Source organism: Flavobacterium shii (genome assembly GCF_025847235.1).
GTDB lineage: Bacteria > Bacteroidota > Bacteroidia > Flavobacteriales > Flavobacteriaceae > Flavobacterium > Flavobacterium shii.
Genome location: NZ_JAOZEW010000003.1, coordinates 173,815 through 192,857 on the forward strand (window position 1 = coordinate 173,815; position 19,043 = coordinate 192,857).

The 19,043-nt window shown below is 32.2% G+C and carries 20 protein-coding genes; 11 read left to right on the forward strand and 9 right to left on the reverse strand.

Translation table 11 applies throughout. From position 1 onward, the window contains the following. Window positions 1–15 precede the first annotated feature (15 nt). Entirely contained in the window at window positions 16–588 is a 573-nt protein-coding gene (locus OIU83_RS04425) for an L-threonylcarbamoyladenylate synthase (protein ID WP_264205058.1), read from the forward strand. A gap of 28 nt (window positions 589–616) precedes the next feature. Here the strand turns inward: OIU83_RS04425 and OIU83_RS04430 are convergent, their stop codons facing one another. Next, entirely contained in the window at window positions 617–1,747 is a 1,131-nt protein-coding gene (locus OIU83_RS04430) for a cysteine desulfurase family protein (RefSeq protein ID WP_264205059.1), read from the reverse strand. 86 nt (window positions 1,748–1,833) lie between these two features. Here OIU83_RS04430 and OIU83_RS04435 point away from each other — a divergent pair, with 86 nt between their 5' ends. Then, on the forward strand, window positions 1,834–2,802 hold the full coding sequence (locus tag OIU83_RS04435) for a hypothetical protein (RefSeq protein WP_264205060.1): 969 nt from the start codon (window positions 1,834–1,836) through the stop codon (window positions 2,800–2,802). 186 nt (window positions 2,803–2,988) lie between these two features. Here OIU83_RS04435 and OIU83_RS04440 read toward each other — a convergent pair whose 3' ends face one another. Both OIU83_RS04440 and OIU83_RS04445 read right to left on the reverse strand, forming a co-directional pair. Further along, window positions 2,989–3,540: a Smr/MutS family protein gene (locus OIU83_RS04440; protein ID WP_264205061.1), complete on the reverse strand. Its 552-nt coding sequence runs from the start codon at window positions 3,538–3,540 to the stop codon at window positions 2,989–2,991. After that, window positions 3,530–3,715, reverse strand: coding sequence for a hypothetical protein (locus OIU83_RS04445; protein ID WP_264205062.1), 186 nt, complete (start codon window positions 3,713–3,715; stop codon window positions 3,530–3,532). Before OIU83_RS04445 ends, OIU83_RS04440 begins: the two co-directional genes overlap by 11 nt. Window positions 3,716–3,820: 105 nt before the next feature. Here OIU83_RS04445 and OIU83_RS04450 point away from each other — a divergent pair, with 105 nt between their 5' ends. Then, window positions 3,821–4,102 (forward strand): DUF2752 domain-containing protein, encoded by a 282-nt coding sequence (locus OIU83_RS04450; RefSeq protein ID WP_264205063.1) that lies wholly within the window; start codon window positions 3,821–3,823, stop codon window positions 4,100–4,102. A 20-nt stretch (window positions 4,103–4,122) separates the two neighbouring features. On the opposite strand, the gene OIU83_RS04455 is transcribed toward OIU83_RS04450, so the two are convergent. Further along, window positions 4,123–4,824, reverse strand: coding sequence for a DUF1003 domain-containing protein (locus tag OIU83_RS04455; RefSeq protein ID WP_264205064.1), 702 nt, complete (start codon window positions 4,822–4,824; stop codon window positions 4,123–4,125). 203 nt (window positions 4,825–5,027) lie between these two features. Here OIU83_RS04455 and epsC point away from each other — a divergent pair, with 203 nt between their 5' ends. The 3 genes from epsC (at window position 5,028) to OIU83_RS04470 (ending at window position 7,784) form a co-directional block, all read left to right on the forward strand. After that, the gene (epsC, locus tag OIU83_RS04460) at window positions 5,028–5,819 is read left to right on the forward strand and encodes a serine O-acetyltransferase EpsC (RefSeq protein WP_264205065.1); all 792 of its coding nucleotides are present in this window, start codon (window positions 5,028–5,030) and stop codon (window positions 5,817–5,819) included. 1 nt (window position 5,820) lies between these two features. Next, window positions 5,821–6,708 (forward strand): cysteine synthase CysM, encoded by an 888-nt coding sequence (gene cysM, locus OIU83_RS04465; protein WP_264205066.1) that lies wholly within the window; start codon window positions 5,821–5,823, stop codon window positions 6,706–6,708. Window positions 6,709–6,797: 89 nt separating this feature from the next. Beyond that, window positions 6,798–7,784 (forward strand): aldo/keto reductase, encoded by a 987-nt coding sequence (locus OIU83_RS04470; RefSeq protein WP_264205067.1) that lies wholly within the window; start codon window positions 6,798–6,800, stop codon window positions 7,782–7,784. Between the two features lie 43 nt (window positions 7,785–7,827). On the opposite strand, the gene OIU83_RS04475 is transcribed toward OIU83_RS04470, so the two are convergent. Next, the gene (locus OIU83_RS04475) at window positions 7,828–8,886 is read right to left on the reverse strand and encodes a sensor histidine kinase (protein WP_264205068.1); all 1,059 of its coding nucleotides are present in this window, start codon (window positions 8,884–8,886) and stop codon (window positions 7,828–7,830) included. A 157-nt stretch (window positions 8,887–9,043) separates the two neighbouring features. Between OIU83_RS04475 and rlmD the strand changes: the two genes are divergently transcribed. The 3 genes from rlmD to OIU83_RS04490 are packed head-to-tail and all read left to right on the forward strand — an operon-like array spanning window position 9,044 to window position 11,826. Next, window positions 9,044–10,456, forward strand: a complete 1,413-nt coding sequence (gene rlmD, locus OIU83_RS04480) for a 23S rRNA (uracil(1939)-C(5))-methyltransferase RlmD (protein WP_264205069.1) — start codon at window positions 9,044–9,046, stop codon at window positions 10,454–10,456. 46 nt (window positions 10,457–10,502) lie between these two features. Beyond that, window positions 10,503–11,042 carry a DUF6452 family protein gene (locus OIU83_RS04485; protein WP_264205070.1) on the forward strand — a complete coding sequence of 180 codons (540 nt, stop codon included), beginning with the start codon at window positions 10,503–10,505 and terminating at the stop codon, window positions 11,040–11,042. Next, window positions 11,014–11,826, forward strand: a complete 813-nt coding sequence (locus OIU83_RS04490; protein ID WP_264205071.1) for a DUF6048 family protein — start codon at window positions 11,014–11,016, stop codon at window positions 11,824–11,826. Before OIU83_RS04485 ends, OIU83_RS04490 begins: the two co-directional genes overlap by 29 nt. Before the next feature lie 65 nt (window positions 11,827–11,891). Here the strand turns inward: OIU83_RS04490 and OIU83_RS04495 are convergent, their stop codons facing one another. Continuing rightward, on the reverse strand, window positions 11,892–12,128 hold the full coding sequence (locus OIU83_RS04495) for a hypothetical protein (protein ID WP_264205072.1): 237 nt from the start codon (window positions 12,126–12,128) through the stop codon (window positions 11,892–11,894). A gap of 111 nt (window positions 12,129–12,239) precedes the next feature. After that, window positions 12,240–13,403, reverse strand: coding sequence for a THUMP domain-containing class I SAM-dependent RNA methyltransferase (locus OIU83_RS04500; RefSeq protein ID WP_264205073.1), 1,164 nt, complete (start codon window positions 13,401–13,403; stop codon window positions 12,240–12,242). Between the two features lie 164 nt (window positions 13,404–13,567). Between OIU83_RS04500 and OIU83_RS04505 the strand changes: the two genes are divergently transcribed. Both OIU83_RS04505 and OIU83_RS04510 read left to right on the forward strand, forming a co-directional pair. Continuing rightward, on the forward strand, window positions 13,568–14,332 hold the full coding sequence (locus OIU83_RS04505) for a class I SAM-dependent methyltransferase (RefSeq protein WP_264205074.1): 765 nt from the start codon (window positions 13,568–13,570) through the stop codon (window positions 14,330–14,332). A gap of 80 nt (window positions 14,333–14,412) precedes the next feature. Beyond that, entirely contained in the window at window positions 14,413–15,081 is a 669-nt protein-coding gene (locus OIU83_RS04510) for a ZIP family metal transporter (protein ID WP_264205075.1), read from the forward strand. 246 nt (window positions 15,082–15,327) lie between these two features. On the opposite strand, the gene OIU83_RS04515 is transcribed toward OIU83_RS04510, so the two are convergent. Beyond that, complete coding sequence (locus OIU83_RS04515; protein ID WP_264205076.1) at window positions 15,328–17,712, reverse strand: TonB-dependent receptor domain-containing protein; 2,385 nt, start codon at window positions 17,710–17,712, stop codon at window positions 15,328–15,330. A 153-nt stretch (window positions 17,713–17,865) separates the two neighbouring features. Next, entirely contained in the window at window positions 17,866–19,014 is a 1,149-nt protein-coding gene (locus OIU83_RS04520; protein WP_264205077.1) for a helix-turn-helix domain-containing protein, read from the reverse strand. Window positions 19,015–19,043: the final 29 nt, after the last annotated feature.

Sequence of the window (19,043 nt, forward strand, 5' to 3'; positions counted from 1 at the left end):
CTTAATACCAAACTTATGAGTCAAGACATAAACACCGAAATAATCAACGCTTACGAAGTCATTAAAAATGGCGGAATCATACTTTACCCAACCGATACTGTTTGGGGAATAGGCTGTGATGCAACAAATCCAGAAGCAGTTGCCAAAATATACAAGCTAAAACAAAGAGCCGAAACTCAAAGCATGATTTGCCTGATGAATGGCGAAAAAATGATGTACAATGTATTTAAAGACATTCCTGAGGTAGCTTGGCAAATTATGGATTTATCCGAAAAACCAACAACCATTATTTTGGACAAACCTCGAAATGTAGCACCAAATATCATTGCACCAGATAATTCTTTGGGCATCAGAATAGTAAAAGAACCGTTTTGTTTTAAATTATTAGAGCGAATGAAAAAGCCATTAGTATCAACTTCGGCTAATATTTCGGGACAACCTACACCTATAGCTTTCAAGGATATTAGCCCTGAAATTATTAAAGGTGTAGATTATGTAGTTCGATTAAACCTAGACAGAATTGCAGGAAAACCATCTACAATTATAAAATTAACAAGTGATTCTCAGGTAAAAGTGATCAGGAAATAATTTAGAACTAATTGATAATTATCAATTGTTAATTATCAATTAGTTTCAAACTTTCAATCAACCAGTCAATATCTTCTTTGGTATTATAGTGACTTAAAGAAATTCGCAAATTCGGAAGTTTTAAATCAGCTTCCGAAAGCATTTCTTTTAAAACATGAGATGGTCTTATACTTCCGGATTGACAAGCACTTCCTCGAGAAACTGCAATTCCTTTCATATCCAAATTAAATAGCAACATCGATGTTTTATCTGCCGAGAAAGGTAATATTACATTCAGAATTGTATAAAAATCATCTTGCTTTCCGTTAATTCTAAAGTCTGGAAATTCGATTTCTAATTGATTAATTAAATAAGATTTTAACTCGGTAATATATTCTTTTTCAATATCTAAGTTTTCGTAAGAAAGCATCAAGGCTTTTGCCATTCCCGCAATTTGATGTACTGCTTCGGTTCCGGCACGCAATCCTTTTTCCTGTTCTCCTCCAAAAAATAATGGCTGTAAACCAGCATTTTTTCGAACAAAAGCAAAACCAATTCCTTTTGGACCATGAAATTTATGAGCACTTGCAACTATAAAATCCAACGGACTACTTTGTAAATCTATTTTAGTTTTCCCTACAGATTGTACCGTATCCGAATGAAATAAAACCCCATATTGCTGGCATATAACACTTACTCTATTCAAGTCCAAAATAGTTCCTGTTTCGTTATTAACATGCATCAAACTCACCAATGTCTTTTTATCTTCTGATAATAAACTTGATAAATGAGTTAAATCTATAACTCCATCGGCATTGATTTTTACATAATCTACCTGAATATTGTATTCTTGTTGTAATACCAAAACAGTATGTAAAACTGCATGATGTTCAATTTTAGTAGTTATAATTCGCTCGATTTTTAAATCTTTTACAGCCGAACGTAGTATCCAATTATTAGCTTCTGTACCTCCAGAGGTAAAAATAATCTCCTGTGCACTACAATTAAGCTGTTTTGCAATACTCTTTCTTGAAAGTTCTAAAATTGTCTTAGCATTACGCCCAAAACTATGGGGCGAAGATGCATTACCATAATCTTCTGTCATTACTTTGGTCATTTCCTGAATGACTTCTGGTCGCATGGCAGTTGTAGAGGCGTTATCGAGGTATACTTTTTTCATTACTGCAAAGTTATGAAATATCAATTGTCTATTCTTAAATATCAATTATCATTTTTTTCACTATTTTTGACCCAAATAAAAACATAATGAAAAAAATTGCAAGTCTAGTATTATTTGCCTTCTTATTAAACGGTTGTGATGATGGCAATCTATCTGTTGACATTATTAACTTTGAAGATACTGCTACTTTAAGCTGTACTACGAACAACATTATCTATAAGCTCAAAGAACAGGAATCATTATTACTTAGTATCCCTACAACCGCTTTCACTAATGAGCCTTCAGCAAGTATAAGTACTCCTACGCTTATCAATATTGATGATAGCCAAAATCGGGTTATTTATCGTGCCTATAATGGTAAAGTCGCTGCATCTAACATTTGCGATATAATCCCTCCAGCTACACCTGCTGTAAGCGAACAATGGACTGCCAGCTCTGGAGTAATCCAAATGTATATTACATCTATTTTAAAAGTAGATGACACAGATAATAGCTCCAGAATAACAGGATACAACTACAATATCGTCTTTAAAAACATTACATTTCAAAAGCCTACTGGACCTCAAACTTATGAAACTTTTGCGTTTGGAGATTATCAAACTACATTAACTCCCCCTACTTTAAAATATAAAGCATTAGCAGAGCAATGTACAGATTCAAAACAAATATATAATTACGATATTGGTTCATCAATAACTATCGACAATATAGACCCAGCTTTAATTGTAAATGAAGTTACCCCTGTAAACGCTCCACGAACCGGGTTAATTAACGACACAACAAACAAAGTATTTTATCGTACTTATAACGGTTCTTTAAGTGCCGATTATTTCTGTAAAGCGACGCTTCCTGCAACTCCAACTGTTAACCAAACATGGGCTGGTGCAAATGGTGTTTCTGGAGTTAGCGGCATAATTGAAATTACAACTACAACTTTAGGAAATAATTTCCAGCATACTATTACACTTAAAAATGTTACTTTGCAAAAAGGAAATAGCTCTTTCAGATTAGGTAATAGTTACGTATTAGGTCAACTAATAACTATTGGGAATTAAGAATGTTTAGCGCACTAAAAAGAGCATTTAAAAACTCATTTTAATTTTATATTTCGCATCAAAATAAAAGATTAATTTCTTACAAAAAAAAGTCTGCTTTTAAATCAAATTTCATTAAGAAATCGGGATTTAAAAGCAGACTTTTTTTATGCTTCATTTTAAGCTATTTCATACTTTATAATATCCTTATTTAGTATTTTGTCTAAAATAAACTTCAGTTGCACCTGAACCATATTTCTGATAATTGGCATCTTGAAAATCAACTCCATCATAACGACCCAATAAAAAATCAAGCTCAGCTTTTAAAATTCCTTCACCAACGCCGTGAATAAAAACAATCTTAGGAATGCGGTTTTTAATTGCAAATTCAATATGACGTTGTGCCGTTTCAGTTTGTAAAGTCAGAATGTCATAATTTGACATTCCACGTTTATTTGGCACTAATTTCTCTATATGTAAATCAAATTCAGGGGCTGGAATTTCACGTTTATCCTTGCGTTCTTTAACAAAACTCCTCGCTTTTGGCTCTTCCTTCTCCTTAGAAACCTCACTTACATTAATTCTTTTAATAGAATTCATTAAATTACTGGAATCCTGAATCTTAATTAATTCATTGACAAAAAATGTCATCACAAATCCGTCATCTGTTTCAATGGTTACCTCATTATTTTTTACCGATAACACTACTCCATTCATAGCTTCATCGAGAACCGAAACTTTATCTCCTTTAGTCAACATCTTGTTCTTCTTTATCTTGATTTTTACTTGGTGTTTTTGCACTCAGCTGCATCATCCCTATCATAAAAATCGCAATTGCAATAACTGTAATATAAATGTTTTTCTCAGCTGATGATTGTTCATATAATGCAATTAAAATTGCAATTATCATTATCGGAATTCTTAACTTTTTCATTTTAATAAATTATCAGATTTCAAAAATAAGCAACTTAAAAATAGTATCTTATTATTATTCAAACGTATTGAAATATTTTTTGTAAAATTGTAAAAAACAAACCCCTTGAATTTAGAGAAATACATGCTCCCTTGTTTAAGCAAAACTCTCTTCGGCATAGAGTGTTTGGGATGTGGTTTTCAACGCGCTTTATTCTTACTTTTTAAAGGAGACTTTAAAGGCGCATTTGAGATCTATCCTGCACTTTATACCAGCCTGATATTTTTAGGAATTGTTAGCTTATATTTTTTAGATAAAAGCCGAAATGCCAAAAAACCACTTTGGTTTTTTGGCATCCTAAATAGCGCAATTATGGTGTTGGGTTATGCATACAAGCACTACTATTAATTCATCTTAAATTGGAAAAATTATTTTTTTATCCGATCCAAAATATCATTTATCATTTCGATTTGTACTTTCTGAATTTCGATTAATTCTTGTTGTTGATGCAAAATTAAATGGTCTAATTTTTCATGCATCATTCTTATTTCTAATTCTGATTTTAGATTAATCATATAATCTTTTTTGGCTCGATCACGATCTTTTTCTTCTTGACGATTTTGGCTCATCATAATTACCGGAGCTTGCAAAGCAGCAACACATGATAAAATCAAATTGAGCAAAATAAATGGATATGGGTCAAAACCTTTATTGACTAAAATGTAGATATTAATCGAAATCCATAGAATTATAAAAATCACAAATAGAATTATAAAAGTCCAGCTTCCACCAAAATCGGCAACCTTATCGGCTATTTTTTGTCCAAAAGTTCTTGGTCCAATTTCATCTTCAACAGAACTCACTAATGATTTATCATCTGTTAAAGATCCTATCACATTTTTCTCTAAATTAGAAAGAATACCAATTTCTGCAGATAAATAATTGGCTATATACTTTTCACGATACATATTTAATTCATGTATCGAGATATATCCTTCACTTGTAAATTCTGGATAATCGGCAATAATTAACATAAGAATTGGACTTTGTATAGATTTTCCCGAAACCCTCTCATTCTCCGGATAAGAAATATGTGATATATTACTTTTAAACATTCCCTTTGTTTTCATTTAATAAATTTATTTAGGCTAATTTACTCTTTTAATCGATTATATTCCATCTGGTTTCAAGCTGGATAAATAGTTGAGATTATTGTAAACAGAATGTTAATGGCTAATTTCTTTAACTAATTACTACTTCTATTTACAAAAAACAACTTACTTTTAGCATCTAAAATAAACAAAACACAAACTAACAATTCAATTTTATAATTGTGACTAAAAATCTAATTATCCAAAATATAACTACTTTAAAAAAGCATTCTTCTATCAATTACGGAATCAAAACCAAAACGGAAGATTTTACAGAGAAGCTTTTTTACACCTTATTTGACTCCAATGCGCCCTTAGATAAAAGTATAGATGAACTTGAAAAATGTTTTAAGGAAATTGCTGTACTAGCCTGTAAAAAACCAGAAGTTTTATGCGAATCTATTTGGGAACGCTTTTTGGAAAAACTTCCTATAGTTCTGGAAAAATTAATCCAGGATGCCACTTATATTTTAGAAAATGATCCTGCTTCAAATAATATTGAAGAAGTATATCTTGCCTACCCTGGCTTTTATGCCATTGCAATATACCGTTTAAGCCATGAATTATATAAATTAGACTTATTACTCTTTTCCAGATTAATGAGCGAATATGCCCATCGAATTACCGGAACTGATATTCATGCCGGTGCAGACATTGCTTCGCCATTTTTTATAGATCACGCAACCGGAATTGTAATTGGAGAAACAACCATTATAAAAAAACACGTAAAAATATATCAAGGTGTAACTTTGGGCGCATTAAGCATAACCAAAGAAATGAAAAATGCAAAACGACATCCTACTGTCGAAGAAGATGTTTGCATTTATGCCAATGCTACAATTCTTGGCGGAGAAACTATTATTGGTAAAGAAAGCATTATTGGCGGAAATGCATGGATAACCAAATCAATTCCGGCAAAATCCATAGTAACCAATACCACTACAACAGAAGTTAAAGTAAAAGAAAAAAAATAAGATGAACACTCATACATTAGTAAGCCTGATAGGAAATACTCCTTTGATGGAAACAGTCAACTTAGTTAAAAATAAAAATGTAAAACTTTTATTAAAACTCGAAGGAAACAATCCTGGCGGTAGTGTAAAAGACAGAGCTGCATACAACATGATTTCTTCGGCTCTGGAACGAGGAGATATAAAAAGAGGTGATAAACTTATTGAGCCTACAAGTGGTAATACTGGAATTGCGCTTGCAATGATTGCGCAATTAATGGGTATTGATATAGAATTGATACTTCCTGAAGATTCAACCAAAGAACGCGTACAAACAATGCGTGCCTATGGCGCTACAGTTATTTTAACGCCTGCCAGCGAAGGAATAATCGGTTCAAGAGATTATGCCGAAAGAAAAGTTGCAGAAGGTGGATATATCATGCTTAATCAATTTGCAAATGAAGACAACTGGAAAGCACATTATAAAACCACAGGTCCAGAAATCTGGAATGACACCGATGGGAAAGTAACTCATTTTGTATCGGCAATGGGAACTACAGGAACCATTATTGGTACATCGACTTATCTTAAAGAAAAAAATCCTAACATTCAGATTATTGGAGCACAACCTAGCGATGGCTCTCAAATACCAGGAATCAGAAAATGGCCTGTAGAATATATGCCAAAAATATTCGATGCCAAAAAAGTAGACATCGTAGTCGACATAAGCGAACAAGAAGCACGCGACATGACCAAAAGACTAGCTCTGGAAGAAGGGGTTTTTGCAGGAATGAGCAGCGGAGGATCGGTTGCTGTAGCCTTAAAAATTGCTAATCAATTAGAATCTGGTGTGATTGTAGCCATAATTTGTGACCGCGGAGATCGTTATTTATCTTCGGATTTATTTGATTAAAAAAAGGCACAGAGGTACAAAGATTACACTTTGTCCTTAAACCTTTGCTCCTTTGAACCTCTCTATCTCTAAACCTTAAAACAAAAAAAATGAACTATCGTAAACTAGGCAAAACCGACTTTAATATATCTGAAATTTCACTTGGGACTTGGCAAGTTGGAGGGAAATGGGGTTCTCCATTTAATGACAAAACAGCCGATGAACTTATTAATACCGCTATTGACAACGGAGTAAATTTTATAGATACTGCCGATGTTTACGAAAACGGATTAAGTGAGACTGCTGTAGGCAGAGTTGTACGTTCTCGTTCTGAACGTATTTACGTGGCTACAAAATGTGGTCGACATATAAATCCACATGTTAACGAAGGATATCAGCCTAAAGTACTTCAAAAATATGTAGAAGACAGCTTGAAGAGAACTGGCTTAGAAGCACTTGATTTAATACAATTACACTGTCCTCCTAATCAAGTATTTTATCGACCTGAGATTTTTGAGCTATTTGATCGTTTAAAAGAACAAGGTAAAATCTTAAACTTAGGAGTTAGCGTCGAAAAAGTAGAAGAAGGACTAAAAGCAATCGAATATCCGAATGTAACAACCGTACAAATTATTTTTAATCTTTTTCGTCAGCGACCATCAGAGCTTTTCTTTGCAGAAGCTAAAAAACGTGATATTGGAATCATTGCAAGAGTACCTTTGGCAAGCGGACTTCTTACAGGTTTATTTGATTCAAAAACTACATTTGAGACTCAAGACCACCGCAACTTCAATCGAAACGGAGAAGCTTTTGATAAAGGCGAGACTTTCTCGGGGATTGATTATGAATTAGGATTAAAAGCCGTTCATGAATTGAAATCCCTATTTCCCGACGCACCAAATTTAGCCCCGTATGCACTTCAATGGATTTTAAGTTTCAATGAAATTAGTTGTATTATTCCAGGAGCTTCAAAAACAAATCATGTTTTATCGAATCTTTCTGTTTATGATTTGCCCAAATTAACACCGGATAAAATTGTTGCTATGAATGCAATCTATGAGAAATATATAAAACCTAGTGTGCACCATCTTTGGTAATAATCAAATAAATTACCTAGGCAATTTTTCAAGAGAAGTAGAATTATAGTGATTCCTCGTCAAAAACAATAGTAAAAGTGGCTCCTTTATTTTTACCAAGGCTCATTGCACTTAATTTTCCGCCATTTTTATCAATTATTTTTTTACACAAATACAAACCAATACCAGTAGAAGTTTCATTGGCAGTTCCTAATTTACTCATTTTAGTAAATTTTTTAAACAGTTCTTCAATCTGGTTTTGGTCAAACCCCATTCCTTTATCCGAAACAGTAAAAACTATTTTTTCGTCATCCTTAAAAATACGCATTAAAATCTCGCTTCCAGAATAAGAAAACTTTATTGCATTACTAATTAAATTCACCAAAACCTGAATTAGTAATCCCTCATCAATTTTAAGCACCGCTTCTTCTACTTCGATATCCGAAATCAATTTAATATTCTTTTGAGCCAAAAGTTGCGATAACTGCTCTTTTATAGCAGGTAAAATTGGCGACATTTGAATTGTTTTGATTATCGAACTGGATTTAGCTATTTCATCTTGCTGTTTTAATAGCTTAATAAAATTTTCGATATAACGAAATTGTAAATCTGTAGATTCACAAATTAATTCGGCCAGATTTTTAACCGATTCAGATGGATTCTCCTCTATGATTAATCTTGCTAATCCCTGCGGATTTCCAGCAAAATTCTTTAAATCGTGAGAAATCATATAAATTAAATCTTGTTTTTCATTGATAAAACTTTCCGCCTCATCTATAGATTCCTGAATATTACACATTAACAACCCTGCTTCATCTTCATACTGATCTGGCAAAATAGATAATTTTCGACTTGTTCTATAATCATTCAAGGCTTTTGAAGCTATCGCGATAGGTTTAATCAATTGGTTCAAAACCAATAACGTAAGTGCAGTAGCCAATAAAGTCATGATTAATGAGAAAATCAAAATAGAATTTGCAGAAATAGTATTATTACCGTAGAGTACAAAAAATAAAATTCCGATTAACGGAATATGAATACCAATAAAAGCAACGAATAGAAATTTAAATGCATAGCTTTTCTTCAAAAAACTAACTTGTGACAACATATGATACAACTTCATAAAAATAGTATAAGTTCTTGATTAGGCTGTAGAATTTGGGCTTCCAGATAAAAACAAAGTTAACTTTTAAACACAAAATAAATGTTAAATAAAAGAAATTGCTAAAATATTTCCTAAATTAAATTTATAAAAGTTTACAAACACTTATTTTTGCGCTATGGCAAGAAAAAATACAGACAAAGTTGTCTTTCATCAAATAGAAGTCCTTGATGCTGGAGCAAAAGGCGTATCGGTAGCAAAAGCTCCCGACGGAAAAGTAATTTTCATCCCGAATGTAGTTCCGGGAGATGTAGTAGATGTGCAAACTTTCAAAAAGCGTAAAGCTTATTATGAAGGAAAAGCAGTTCGTTTTCACGAATACTCAACACATCGTATAGAACCAATCTGTGAGCATTTTGGTGTTTGTGGCGGATGTAAATGGCAAAACATGAAATACAGCCAACAACTGTATTACAAACAAAATGAAGTTAAAAATCACCTGCAACGCATCGGAAAAATTGAACTTCCTGAATTTGAACCTATTTTAGGTTCTGAAAAACAGTTTTTTTACCGAAATAAAATGGAATTTTCCTTTTCAAACAGCCGTTGGTTAACCGAAAAAGAAATTGATAGCACCGAAGATTTAGGAAATCGTAATGCACTAGGTTTTCATATCCCGAAAATGTGGGATAAAATTCTTGACATCAATAAATGTCATTTACAAGAAGATCCTTCAAATGCAATTAGAAATGAGATTAGAGCTTTTGCCAACGAGCATAACCTAGCTTTTTTTAATCCAAGAGAACATTCTGGTTTACTAAGAACATTTATGATTCGTACTGCTTCTACAGGTGAAATCATGGTTTTAATCCAGTTTTTTGAAGAAGACAAAGCAAATAGAGAATTGATCCTGGATCATCTTTATGAAAAATTTCCACAAATCACATCATTACAATATGTAATAAATGGAAAGGCAAATGATACAATTTATGATCAGGATGTAAAACTATATAAAGGTAGAAATTACATTTTGGAAGAAATGGAAGGTTTAAAATTTAGCATTAATGCGAAATCATTTTACCAGACCAACTCAGATCAAGCTTATGAATTATATAAAATAACACGTGATTTTGCAGGGCTTTCCGGTCATGAAACAGTTTATGATCTTTATACAGGAACTGGAACCATAGCTCAATTCGTTTCCAAAAAAGCTAAAAAAGTAATTGGTGTAGAAAGTGTTCCTGAAGCAATTCTTGATGCAAAAGCAAATGCAGAACGCAATAATATTACCAATTGTGAGTTTTTTGTTGGTGACATGAAAGTTGTATTTAATGAAAATTTCATTACGAAACATGGTAAACCAGACGTTATTATTACCGATCCACCAAGAGATGGAATGCATAAAGACGTAATAGAACAAATTATGAAAATTGCTCCAGAGAAAGTAGTTTATGTAAGTTGTAACTCGGCTACCCAAGCACGTGATTTAGCATTAATGGATGAAAAATATAAAGTAACCCGTGTACGACCAGTAGATATGTTTCCTCAAACGCATCACGTAGAAAATGTTGTACTTTTGGAACTTCGCTAATTTTTATTGAATTAAAAACATGTGAAGCATTAATCTCTAATAGTAAATGAAAAAAATACTTTTTATAATAATCGCAGTTGCTTTTACTTTTTCCGGATGTGAAAAAGATGACATCTGCGATGCAAACACACCAACCACACCCAGGTTGGTGATTTCTTTTTTTGACATCAGTAATCCATCAGTTCCCAAAAACGTAAGAAATCTAAAAGTTATAGGTGAAGGAATGACCGAAGGTATTGTTTTTAACGAAAATGCTATCGATGAACTTAAGTACATAACCAATGGTAATACGATTTCTATACCACTTAAAACTGATGCTACAAGTACAACTTATAAGTTTATACTTAATTACAACGATCCAAACACCGCTTTAATTAATGAAGACCGACTAAGATTTAACTATACCCATCAAAATATATTTGTTTCAAGAGCATGTGGTTTTAAAACCACATTTAACTTAACTCCACTTGCACCATTTGTTCTTACCGATTCGGATAACCAAGAAGGATTTTGGATGCAGTTTATAGAAGTAGAAGACACTAACATTGAATTAGAAAATGAAACACATGTCAAAATATATTTTTAGTTTTTGCTTTATGTTGTCTCTGTTTTTGGTTCAAGCCCAAGAAACACAAGCAACCAAAAAAGCTACAATAACAAATAAAACAGAAACAGAACCTGCAAAGGCTCCTAAAAAAGCTACGACTGCTGAAGTTAAAAAAGATAGCATTCCTGTAAAAACAGATCGTTATGGTGTACGTTTTGGTGTTGATTTATATAAATTAACCCGAGGGTTTTATGATAAAGACTATAAAGGAATTGAAATTGTTGGGGATTATCGCTTATCAAAGAAATATTATCTTGCTGCAGAAATAGGTACAGAAGACAAAACAACCGATGACGACAGACTTAATAGTACAGCAAAAGGATCTTATATAAAAGCAGGTTTTGATTACAATCTTTATCAGAACTGGCTTGATATGGAAAACATAATATCAGTTGGTATGCGTTATGGTTTTAGTACATTCAGCCAGCAATTAAATACTTACAAAATTTACAATGCAAATCCATATTGGGGAGAAGTTCCTCCTGTTGTTTCTGGAGAAAAATTTAGCGGACTGTCTGCAAGTTGGCTAGAAGTAAACGCAGCAGTAAAAGCCAAAGTATTTAATAACATATTCATAGGTTTCGGGGTACAATTAAAGACACTAATCTCTAATAAAAAACCTGATAACTTCGACAATCTTTATATTCCTGGATTCAACCGTACCTATAATGGTAATTTTGGAATAGGTTTTAATTATACTGTTTCTTACTTCATCCCTATTTATAAGAAGAAAGTAATAATACCAGTAGAAATCAAAAAATAATTTTATTTGATAATTTGGTTGATTTTAATAAACAACCAAATTATCAAATCTATAAAGAAATAAAACTATCCTATTTCTTTAACTCCTTTTACAAAAATCCATTTCATAAAAAGTTTCTCACCATCTTTAGTTTTCACAGCTTGGAATTTTGGTGATAAAAGAGTCCCCACAACAAATGCAGTCATAGGAATCCAAAATCCCGTTAAACCTGTATATTCTGCCACCAAAAATCGAGCTAATATAAATAGTATAGCAAAACAGCCTAACTGGTATAAAAATGCTCTTACTTGTAATTTTGTCATTTGTTTATTTTTTAAGGCTCAAAGGCACAAAGTTTCAAAGGGGCAAAGCTAGCTATTTAACGGTTCTTTATTTAACTAAATCACCTCTGTCCCTTTGCTTCTTTGTAACTTCTATTCGCTAACCTGAAACTTAGTTCTCTTACTTCCTTCGTACATTTCGTATTTTACTAATCTAGCTTCTAGACTTGCATTAAAAAGCTTGATTTTACGAGATGGTTTTAACCCAACATATTTTAAAGCTTCAAGATTGGCAGTTATAAACCAAGCATTAGTTGCAGGATAATTTTTCTTTAATGTATCACCGATATTCTTGTAAAACTCTTCCATATGTATATCCAAACGCTCATCATAAGGCGGATTAAACACCATGTGTAAAGTTCCTTGAGTTGTTTTTTCAGTATCAAAAAAGTTATTCTCTTCGATAGTGATATAATCCTCCAAGTTAGCATTCTTAATATTATCTTTGGCTTTGCTTACAGCACTTGGTGCTTTATCAAATCCTTTTATAGTATAATGGAATTCCTTAGTCTTTTTCATCAAACTACTTACAATCTGATCAAATAAATCATTATCCCAGTCGTTCCACTTTTCAAAAGCAAACTCTTTTCTATTTATATTCGCTGGAATATTACATGCAATCATAGCAGCTTCAGCAAGAAAAGTTCCAGAACCACACATCGGGTCTAGAAAATGACCTTGTCCTTCCCAACCAGATAATAATAAAATTCCTGCTGCCAAAACTTCGTTTATAGGAGCAATATTTGTAGCCGTTCTATACCCACGTTGGTGCAATGAATTACCCGAAGTATCCAAAGCAACCGAAACCTGGTCTTTATCTATATGTACATTTATTCTTAAATCCGGATGTGCTTTATCGATACTTGGTCTTTGCCCGGTACGCTCTCTAAATTGATCTACAATAGCATCTTTACACTTTTGAGAAACAAATTCAGAGTGATTAAAATATTCCGAATGCACAGTTGCATCAATTACAAAAGTCTGATTGGCATTTATAAGCTTAGACCAGTTTACTCCCGAGATACCTTTATATAAAGCTTGTTCATTATTGGCTCTAAAAAAGTAAATAGGCTTTAGTACTTTCAATGCCGTACGTAACGACAAGTTAGCTTTGTACATAAACCCTTTATCCCCCTTAAAACTTACCATTCTCACACCTTGTTCAATATCTTGTGCTCCTAGCAATTGTAGTTCTTTTGCTAAAATCTCCTCAAAGCCAAAAAAGGTTTTGGCCACCATTTTAAAATTATCTTCCATTTTTATATTTAAATTAAAACAGATTTATCTAAACAAAAATCAATCTGTAATAAAAAATTTTCAAATTCACGTAGCGAGATTATTCGTCTATCACTTACGAAATAGTTATTTTTCAGCAAAAATACACTAAATTTGCGGGACTTGAATTAATTGAAAAAGAATAAATGTCTGAAGCACATAACCCATCTAAGCCAAATCTAAACCAACCATGCGAAAACTGGTTCACTTCTTGGTTCGATACCCCATATTATCACATACTATATAAAGACAGAAATTATAGAGAAGCACAAATTTTCATGGATAATCTTACACATTATCTAAACCTTCCCGAAAAAGCCAAAGTACTAGACTTAGCATGCGGTAAAGGACGCCATTCTATTTACTTAAATCAATTAGGTTTTAATGTTCTTGGTGCAGATTTATCCGAAAATAGTATTGCCGAAGCTAGTAAGAACAGCAATGAAACCCTGCATTTTAAAGTGCATGATATGCGCGAACCTTTTGAAGAAAAGTTTGATGCTATTTTCAATTTGTTTACCAGTTTTGGTTATTTCGAAAGCGACGACGATAATCTTACTACGCTAAAGGCTATAAAAGCAAGTTTAAGCGAGTATGGCTTTGCCGTAATCGATTTTATGAACGTTGCGCAAGTAATCGAAACATTAGTTCCCGAAGAAATAAAAACAGTCGATAACATTGATTTTCATATCAAGCGATACATTGAAGACGGACATATTTTTAAAGAAATAGATTTTGAAGACCAAGGGAAAAAATACCATTTTACCGAAAAAGTAAAAGCCCTAACATTAAAAGATTTCGAAGAATTAATGGAACAGGCAGATATTTTCCTTTTGGATATATTTGGGGATTATAAACTTAAGAAATTTCACAAAACCGATAGTGAACGATTAATCATGATTTTTAAATAACTGGCTAATTGTTAAATTGTTTAACCGTTTAATCGATTAAACAAATCAATGATTAAACAAAAAACCGATTAAACAAAAAGATGAATTATCTATTACCCTTATTTTCCGTACTTTTAGGTTATATTGTGGCTTTGTTTTTAAAACCAAAAAGCAAAACCAATCTAAAATTATTGCTTGCTTTTAGCGGTTCATTTTTATTATCGTTAACCGTAATGCATTTGCTTCCGGAAGTTTACGAAACACACAACCATAATATTGGCGTTTTTATAATGGTCGGAATCCTATTCCAGATCATCTTAGAGTTTTTTTCCAAAGGAGCCGAACACGGACACGTTCATGGACATGCACAAATGAGTCAGATTCCGTGGTTACTTTTTATAAGTTTGTGTATTCACGCCTTTTTAGAAGGTTTTCCAGTAAGTCACCACCATGATTTAGCACTCGGGATAGCCATCCACCACTTGCCAATTGCAGTTATTCTAACAACATTTTTTATCAATGCAAGCCTGAACAAAAAAGCCATTTTTGCTTTTATGCTTACTTTTGCCATTATGACGCCTCTTGGAACAATTGCATCTGAATATCTGCCTTTTTTAAACGAATATTATACTGAAATCACAGCCGTAGTAATCGGGATATTATTTCATATTTCCTCTACTATTATTTTCGAAAGCAGCGAAGGACATAAATTCAATATAGCCAAAGTTTCTATGATCGTTCTGGGAATTTTATTGGCATTTTTACTATAATTTGGGCGTGCCCACATTTACAAAAGGCACTATTTGGCAAACCGCTTATATGCACCTTTCGTAAATGTGGTCGGGCTATCCGCACTACTTAGGTAGTTAGTTCCTATCCCTCACACAATAAACAAGAACTTATCGTTTTCAAAAAACACCTAATTAGATTTTAAGAACCTATTAGAATACACTATTGCAATTATCTAATTTTCTAATTGCCTAATTATCTCATTCTTTAATTATCTCATTCTTTAATTATCTCGCTCTATTTTTCTCTTCTTCATTTCCAGAATCGCGCTGGTTAACATTAATCTTTTTGTTTCCAAAATTATAAACCACAGATAAACGAGCAAATCGGTTGCTTTCATTTTGACTATAAACTTGTTTTACACCATTTACAATCGAGACATCATCTTTTAGATAAGAGGTATTAAAAATATCATTTACCAAAAAAGCAATCTGCAATGTTTTGTTTAACAAATCTTGTTTAAAACCAATATTCAAGCTTGATGTATATCCAGTATCATATAAGCCGCTTTTATAAGGCGAAGTATAGTTAAAATCTATTTGTAATTTAGTCGCTTTACCCAACGAAAAAGTATTATTTGTCGAAAAATCGACTTGAAGACTATTTACAGGTGTAGCATTGATATCTTTTGTGAATTTAATATCTGATCCTAAAAAATACAATGAGTTCTCACTCTGCCACCAATCTGCGAAATTGGCCGAATACGTTTCTCCAACTCCATAATTAATCCCTTTAAAATAATTTTCTCTCGAGACAACTTGTGTCAATGTCTCTGGATTTGCAGTAAATATTACACCGTAACCATCTGTAATCGCATTTAAGAAAACATTAGTTCTCAATATTTTCTTATACGAATGTGCAAATTCAAAATTATCACTAAAAGAAGGCTTTAAAAACGGATTTCCTTCAGAATAACTATTACTGCTAATGTAAACTCGAAACGGATTTAACAAACTAAAACTTGGTCTGCGGATTCTCCTTCCGTAGTTTAAACTAAAACTATTGTCCTCATTTTTATTATAAGAAGCATAAAAAGTTGGAAATAATTTTAAATAATTGTTTATCGTTTCCTGATTCAAGTTTTCCGAAAAACCATTCGTTTGCGTATTCTCCAATCGTAATCCTGCCTGAAAATTCCATTTTTCATTAATCTTTTTATCTGCACTAATATAAACCGCCTGATTATTTTCGGTGTATTTAAACTGATTTGTTTGGTTTAGATCTAATTCTGGAGTTCCGGTAATGGTGTTAAAAAAAACGACATCACTATTGCTTTTGGTAAAACTTACTTTCGCTCCATAAGATAAGTTTACAGCTTGAAGTGGATGTTCCATATCAGCCTTGAAACTCAAATTATCAATTCCCTGATTCGAAAGATTTCGTCCCGATTGATTTACATCAATAAAAGTTCCATCTGATGCATAATTGTTTGCTATAAAATCTCTGTCGAATTTTGAATCATAATTAAAATAATCTACATCAAATGATAATTTTCGATTTAGAGAATCGAGTTTTGTAATCAAATGTAAATTATAGGTCTGATTAGCCGTTTTCCTGTCTAAAAAACTCTCATTGAGTATATAACTATCCAATTCATTTTGTGTATTGTATTTATTAATTCTAATATCCGAGTCAAAATCCGGGTTACTTTTATCTTTTAAAAATTGAAAACCAATGGTTGTTTTTTCTGAAAAATCATAATCTAAAGCTACTTTTCCAGATACATTTTCCTCATTTAACTTTGTTGTCACATCCATTTTCGTAGGTCCTTCAACAAAATACATATCAAGAGCTTCCTTAATGTTTCTAGCACCTGTTTTTCCATTAATACTTGCCGAAAACCTAAACTTATTTTTATTATAAAAGAAATTATTCCTTAAAGCATAAATTCCGTATTTATTTTGTTCATAAGAAGCTGTTGTTGTATTTTTCCAGGAATCACGAGCCCCTTTTTTCATAACAATATTAATTAACCCACCAGTTCCTTCAGCCTCATATTTTGACGAAGGATTGCTTATAATTTCGATATTCTTAATATCACTTGCCGAGATAGTTTTCAAGAACTCGTTTAATTCTTCGCCAGTTAATTCAATCATTCTTCCATCAATCATCACACGAGAAGCTCCTTTTCCTAGTATATTAATAACATCATTTTGCACCGCAACTCCCGGTGCAGTATTTATGGCACTCAAAGCATCACCAGCAACGTTTGTTACATTATTTTCAAGATTATAAACCAACCGATCTGTTTTTTGTTCAATCGTGTTTTTTCTGGCTTGAATGACAACTTCTCCCAAATTTGTTACATTTTCCTTTAAAATAATCAAACCCAAATTGGTATCTTTTTCTATCGTAATTTCTTTATCAAATTCAGAATATCCCTGCGAACTAATTTTTACTTTATAGAATCCTTTATTCAAATTCAATTCGAAACTACCGTCTTCTTTTGTTGTTGCTCCATTTATAATTTTTCCTTCTTGATTTAAGATTACGACATCTGTCCAGACTACTGGTGTTTTTTCGTTGGCAATTTTTCCATTTAATTTAAAGGATGTTTGCGCTACACAATATAAAGGCAATAGTAAAAAAATAAGGTAATAAACATTTTTCATAATTTCTAGTTTTAACTTGTTCGATTAATTTGAAGCAAAGTTGCCTTAGAAATTTTGGATATACGACCGACAAAAAAAAGTCGAACCAATTTCTGTTCAGGAAATCAGTTCGACTTTATTAAGCATAAAGTACGACTTTTTACAAACCACTGATTACAAAGCGTTTCTATAAGCAGTAGGCGTAAGATTAGTGTATTTTTTAAAAGAAGTATTAAACGAAGATTTTGAATTAAAACCTACTTCGTATAGAATTTCCAAAACTGTAAAATCACTTTTTAAAGGATTCTTTAAAATACTCATGGCTTTTTGAATGCGATATTCATTTACAAAATCAAAAAAATGTTGATCCATATGATGATTAATCAAAACTGATAAATCCCGAACCGGAATATCAATTTGATTGGAAAGTTCCTGAATCGTGAGCGACGGATGAAGAAAAGGTTCTTTTTCGGTCATGTACTGTTTCAATGTTGAAATTTGATCTGTAATTAACTTGTTTTGATTGTCTTTTATTTTAGCAACATTTTCATTTTCCTTATGAAGAATATCTCTTGCTAATTGTAATCTAGAATCAATCCCTCTAAAAAGTTCGGGATGATTCAAGGCCTTTAATACAAACCAGCAGGTTACAACCAAAGCCAGAAATTGCATAATTACATTTGCCCAAATCCATAGTGAATCAAAATCAGTATATCTTAGAATATTCTTAGCTATTGCTAAATAATACAACATAAAGACCACGGTCGATATTTGAAACAACCATTTAAAAATAGAAGTTTTAGCATTCGCATAATTTTCCTGATATATTTCTTTATACCTTTTTAAAACTAAAAATACGCCAATACTATACAATATAATTTGCACACCTAACATTACTTGGAAACCATACAACTCAGGCAATTGACTACGATGGTCATAAAACTGCATTTTTTCTACACTATTCAAAAAGTAAAGTCTGAAAGCAAAAACTACATTTGTTATTATAAACGGAATCGCGTGAATCAAATGCTTGGTTTTTAATCTAAAATCAGTAAAGCAAACTGATACTATATAAAGGTAGAAAATAGGAAGTGTTAAAGCACAAGTAGTCCATCTGAAAAATTCTAAGTTAAGATGGTCTTTAACGAAATCTTCATTAATAAAAACACCGATATTATCAATTGCAAAAAATATTAAATAGGAAGCAAATAGTCTGTTTGCTAATTTATTTTGGGTTTTTACAGTGAGTAAAAAAATTGCCAGCAATAATGAGACAAAAACTGAAATCCAGCTCATAACACTTAAAAAGCTATCTATATCCATTCATTTTTAGATTATTCAACAAATATAAT